General features: G+C 67.3%; 4 protein-coding genes. 2 read left to right on the forward strand and 2 right to left on the reverse strand.

The window, feature by feature from the left end:
• Positions 1-1706 (reverse strand): type IV pilus secretin PilQ (gene pilQ, locus ACT6S0_RS26515; RefSeq protein ID WP_444766724.1); only part of this gene is annotated, 1706 nt, incomplete at its 3' end.
• 163 nt (positions 1707-1869) lie between these two features.
• Positions 1870-3030: a porin gene (locus ACT6S0_RS26520; protein WP_444766725.1), complete on the reverse strand. Its 1161-nt coding sequence runs from the start codon at positions 3028-3030 to the stop codon at positions 1870-1872.
• A gap of 219 nt (positions 3031-3249) precedes the next feature.
• Here ACT6S0_RS26520 and ACT6S0_RS26525 point away from each other — a divergent pair, with 219 nt between their 5' ends.
• Positions 3250-4326: a hypothetical protein gene (locus ACT6S0_RS26525; RefSeq protein WP_444766726.1), complete on the forward strand. Its 1077-nt coding sequence runs from the start codon at positions 3250-3252 to the stop codon at positions 4324-4326.
• Positions 4327-4344: 18 nt separating this feature from the next.
• A partial coding sequence (locus ACT6S0_RS26530) for a nuclease-related domain-containing protein (protein WP_444766727.1) occupies positions 4345-4800 on the forward strand: 456 nt, incomplete at its 3' end.

Here is a 4800-nt window from a genome sequence, read left to right on the forward strand (position 1 = left end):
GCCTTGGTCTGGTCGGCCGTCACCACGCGCGGGCTCGACACCACCTTGCCCTTGCCGTCCGCCTCCAGCGCGGAGATCTCGAGGTTGAGCATCTTCGTGAGGCCCGAGTTGAACAGCGACAGCGCGAAGGTGCCGACCGCGTCGCCCGTGGTGCTGGTCGCGGGCAGGTTGACGAAGCTGGTGCTCGAATAGGTGTTGGTGCTCGTGGTGGTGGTCACGCCGCTCGTGGTGCTGGAGCTGACCGAAGGCGTCACGCCCACCGACGAGTTCGCGTTGACGAAGCCGCCGCCCAGCTTCGCGCCCAGCGACTTGCTGAAGGTGTCGGTGGCCTCCACGAAGCGCGCCTCGATCAGCACCTGCCGCACCGGCACGTCGAGCTTCTGGATGAGATCGGCCACCTGCGAGAGGCGCGAGGGAATGTCGGTCACGAAGAGCTGGTTCGTGCGCACCTCGGCCAGCACGCTGCCGCGCGCGCTGAGGATGCGCGTTGCCCCGCCCGCGCCGCCGCTGCTTCCGCCGGCGCTGCTGCCGGTACCCATGAGCCCCTGCGCCACCGTGGCGGCCTTCGCATAGTTGAGCTGGAACGACTGCGTGCGCAGCTGTTCCAGGCTCTGGATCGCCGCCTGCGATTCGAACCTGAGCTTCTCCTTGGCGTTGAGCTCGTCTTCCGGCGCGATGCGCAGCACGCTGCCGTTCTTGCGCATGCCGAGGTTCTTCGCCTCCAGGATGATATCCAGCGCCTGGTCCCAGGGCACGTCCTTCAGCCGCAGCGTGAGCGTGCCGTTGACGGAGTCGGAGGTGACGATGTTGAAGTTGGTGAAGTCCGCGATCACCTGCAGCAGCGATCGGATCTCGATGTTCTGGAAGTTCAGCGACAGCTTCTCGCCGTTGTAGCCCACGCCCTGCGTCAGCTTGGTCGGATCGACCTTGCGCGGGCGCACCTCCACCACGAACTGGCTGTTGCTCTGGTAGGCGCTGTGCTCCCACTCGCCGCGCGGCTCGATCACCATGCGCACGCGGTCGCCCGATTGCTGCATGCTCACCGTCTGCACGGGCGTGCCGAAGTCGGACACGTCGAGCCGACGGTTCAGGCCCTCGGGCAGCGCCGACTTCGTGAACTCGACCACCAGGCCCTTGCCCTGCTGCCGGATGTCCACGCCGACCTGGTCATTGGGCAGGGACACGACCACGCGGCCCGCGCCCTCGGTGCCCATGCGGAAGTCGACGTCGCGCAGCGGCAGCACGTCGCGGTTGCGGTTCTCGGCAAAGGTGGCCGAGGTGGAAGTCGCCAGCGCCGGGCCCGCGGCGGGCTGGAGCGTCACCAGCAGCGACTTGCCGCGCACCTCGGTCTTGTACGCGGTCGCCTGCTTGAGGTTGATGACGAGGCGCGTGCGCTCGCCGGCCTGCACCACGTTGACGGAGCGCAGGTTGCCCTGGCTCATCTCGATGGCCTCGCGGCCCAGGCTGCTGGTCATGCCCGGAAAGTCGAGCGCGATGCGCGCGGGCGACTGGATGGCGAAACCGCCCGGCTCGGCGGCCAGCGGTTCGGAGAAATCGACACGCAGCACTTCGCTGCCTGCCTGCAAGGAGCCCGTGACCGACTCGATCCTGTTCTGCGCCTGCGCCGCGGTGAGCGACCCGAAGGCGACGAGCAGGAACACGGACGCGCGCAACCAGCGCGCGAGCGCGGATATCTGTTTGTTCATTTGACTGCCTTGAAATGCGGCACCTTCTCCTCGCTGCCCAGAGGTTCCCTCCCGAGTGCAGCGTGTTCCAGAGTCCGCGCAAGCCATTGCGCGGCCGGAACGGGCAGCGCGGCGCCTTTGCGGCGGCCCCGCTGCCCCGTCACATCCTCAAGCGATCAGAGGATCAGTACGCGTGGCGGATGCCGAAGTCGTAGCCGGTGGAGGAACGCGGCAGGCCCGTGTAGCTCGTGCCCGTGCTGCCGTAGCCCGTGGTGCTCGCCGACACCAGGCTGCCCGTGTAGTTCACGTCGTTGCGGTTGTTCACGCGCGCCACCGTCGCATACAGCGCCGTGCGCTTGGACAGGTTGTGCACGTAGCCGATCGCGAACTTGCGCGCCAGCGGGTCTTCGCCCGTGATGCCGGCCGTACCTTCGTTGTAGCGGACCTGCGAGTACGCCACGCGGATCAGGCCCGCACCCACCGGCACGGTCGCACCGATCAGGTAGCCGTTGTAGCTGTCGTGCCTGTCGGCCACCGCGGTGTAGTCGAACTTGTTCTTCACGTTCGAGAGCTCACCGAACAGCTTCACGGGGCCGAAGTCGTACGAAGCACCCAGGTTGATGGTCTGCACGCTGCGCTCCAGCGCGGTGGTGTCCACCACGGTGCTGCGGCCCACGCCCAGCGCGACGTCCAGCGGGCCGTTGGCGTAGCCGAAGCGCCCGCCCACGTAGCGGCCCGCGCTGCTGCTCGAGGCGGCCGTGGTGCTGGTCGCGTCGGTGCTGGCGTTCTCGTGCAGGCTGTACTGCACCTGGCCGTAGAAGCCGCCCAGGTTCGGCGGCAGGAAGTAGCCGATCGAGTTGCTGGCACGCACGTAGTTGGCGTTGTTGATGGTGGTGTTGCCGCTGACGGTGCTGATGACGTTGGTGCCCGAGCCGTTGGTGCCGAACGGGTCGAAGACGGTGTCGTTCCAGAAGGTGGGCGTGTAGTCGCGGCCCAGGCGCAGTTCGCCGAAGCCACCCGACAGGCTCACGGTGGAGCGGCGGGCGAAGGTGGAGATGCCGGTGGCGCCGTCGTCGTTGGTGATGGGCGCTTCGAGCCAGAAGCTCGCCGCCAGGCCGCCGCCCAGGTCTTCGGTGCCGCGGAAGCCGATGCGGCTGGAGTTGTAGGCGGAGTTGCCCAGGCTCGTCTTGCTTTGCTTGACCGACGCGCCGGTGGTGGTGTCGCGCGAGGTCGTCGACTGGTAGGTCAGGCCGGCGTCCACGACGCCGAACAGCGTGACCGACGATTGGGCAGAAGCCAGGCCGCAGACGGCCAGGGCAGCGAATGCCGTGAGGGTTTTCTTCATTCAGGGTTCTCCAGTTTCAGGTCTGATGCGGCCGCTCGGTATCGACCGGCTGCATGCATGGTTTCGCCCAATTCGGGAGGAATTTGGTGGTTCGGCCGTGTCGCGCATGGAGTGTTGTGCGCGCACATCAAACCCGTGTGCGGGGCTGTTGCACCGTCCTTCAAATTTCTCCCAGATCGCCTGAAAAGATCCGCTCATGACGAAGCTGGAGACCCTGGTGTGACGCGCTCACGAATCCTGATGGCGACGATGTGCGGCGCACTGGCCGCCGCATGCGCCAGCACGAGCATCGCGATGGTCCATTCGACCTCGGTGCTCGCGGCAGGCATGTTCGTCGACCACAAGGCGCGCACGCGCGCACAGGCCGACGCGGGCTCGCAATCGTGGTGGGCCGGCTTCGAAGACCCGGCAATGAACGGCCTGATGGCTGCATCGCGCGGAGGCAATGCAGAAGCGGGCATTGCCGCGACGTACATCGCACTCAAGGTGAAGACGCTGGAACTCGTCTACCTCGAGAACACGCGCGCGGCGGTCGCGCGGCAGACCTTGCTCATCAAGGGCGACGCACTGCCGCACGACGACTTCGCCAAGCAGCTCGCAGAACGCCAAGCCGCCGCGCAGGCCACCATCGGCAAGCTGCAGGCCCAGCGCGCGAGCTACGTCGCATACCTGGCCAGGCAGTGCCGCATGTCGAACGCCGCGCTCGAAGAGATGCTTGCCGACGCGCTGCAGGACAAGTCATTGCCCCGCTTCGCGGCCGAGGTGCCGCGCGAACTGCCGATGGCGGTGCTTGCCAACAGGAACGACATCAACCTGGCTGCCGCGCTCTACGACGCCGATCCATCCGCGATGCCTGCGGGCTCCATCGACGCGGCGGCCGACGAGACGCTAGACATCGAAGTGCCCGGCAAGCCCCTCTATGCGCGTGCGATCGCGCAGGCACGCGAGCAGGTCGCCGAGGCGCTGCGCCGCCTGCAGATGCAGAGCGACATCGCCAACACCGCGTACGCGCGCGTCGTGAATGCGCGACAGGCCTTCGAGGCGTCGAAGCTGCGCCGCGACCGTGGCGAGATTTCCGAAGTGCAGCTCATGGAGGACTTCCAGGGCCTGCTGCTCGACCTCCACGTACTGGCCGCAGCCAACGGCGAGCTGGCGCTCGCATGGGTCGTGCTCATGGGAAGCATCGGAAGCGGCGCATCGATCGACACCGTCGCCGACCTGCGGACCGGAGAGAGCGGGCAAGCCGATCAATTGCCGTTTCTGCACAAAGTCTCCCGAAAGTTGCGCAATCCTTGAGTTCCGAAGGAGCCCTACATGACCACTGCCCTGCACAAAGTCCCGGCCCGCCCCCTGCTCACGCTGGCCGGCCACGGACACAAGAAGCCGGACCCCGCCGCGCCCGCGCGCCGCGTCTGCACCTCCCCGGAAAGCGAATCCGCGAGCAGCACGGCGACCGCGCTGGCCATCCAGCAGCTCGCTGCCGCGTTTCAGCCCGCCTTCGGACGCATGCACGTGCTGCGCGACCTCGTCATCCCGATGTACGAAGGCAGCGCCGTTCCCACCGCCCGCTTCGACGTGGCGCTGGTGTGCGAGGCCGGCGTGTACCTGTTCGAGGTGAAGGGCTGGCGCAACGCCGTGGTGTATCGCAAGACCTCGGCCCACACGGTGCCGCGCTGGTTCCTGCGCCAGCACGGGCATTCGCTGGCGCGCGAGGTGAAAGACCCGGCCTGGCAGTGCGGCCGCAAGACCACGCACCTGCGCAGCCTGGTG

The organism is Roseateles sp. (assembly GCF_052436255.1).
Lineage (GTDB): Bacteria > Pseudomonadota > Gammaproteobacteria > Burkholderiales > Burkholderiaceae_C > Pelomonas.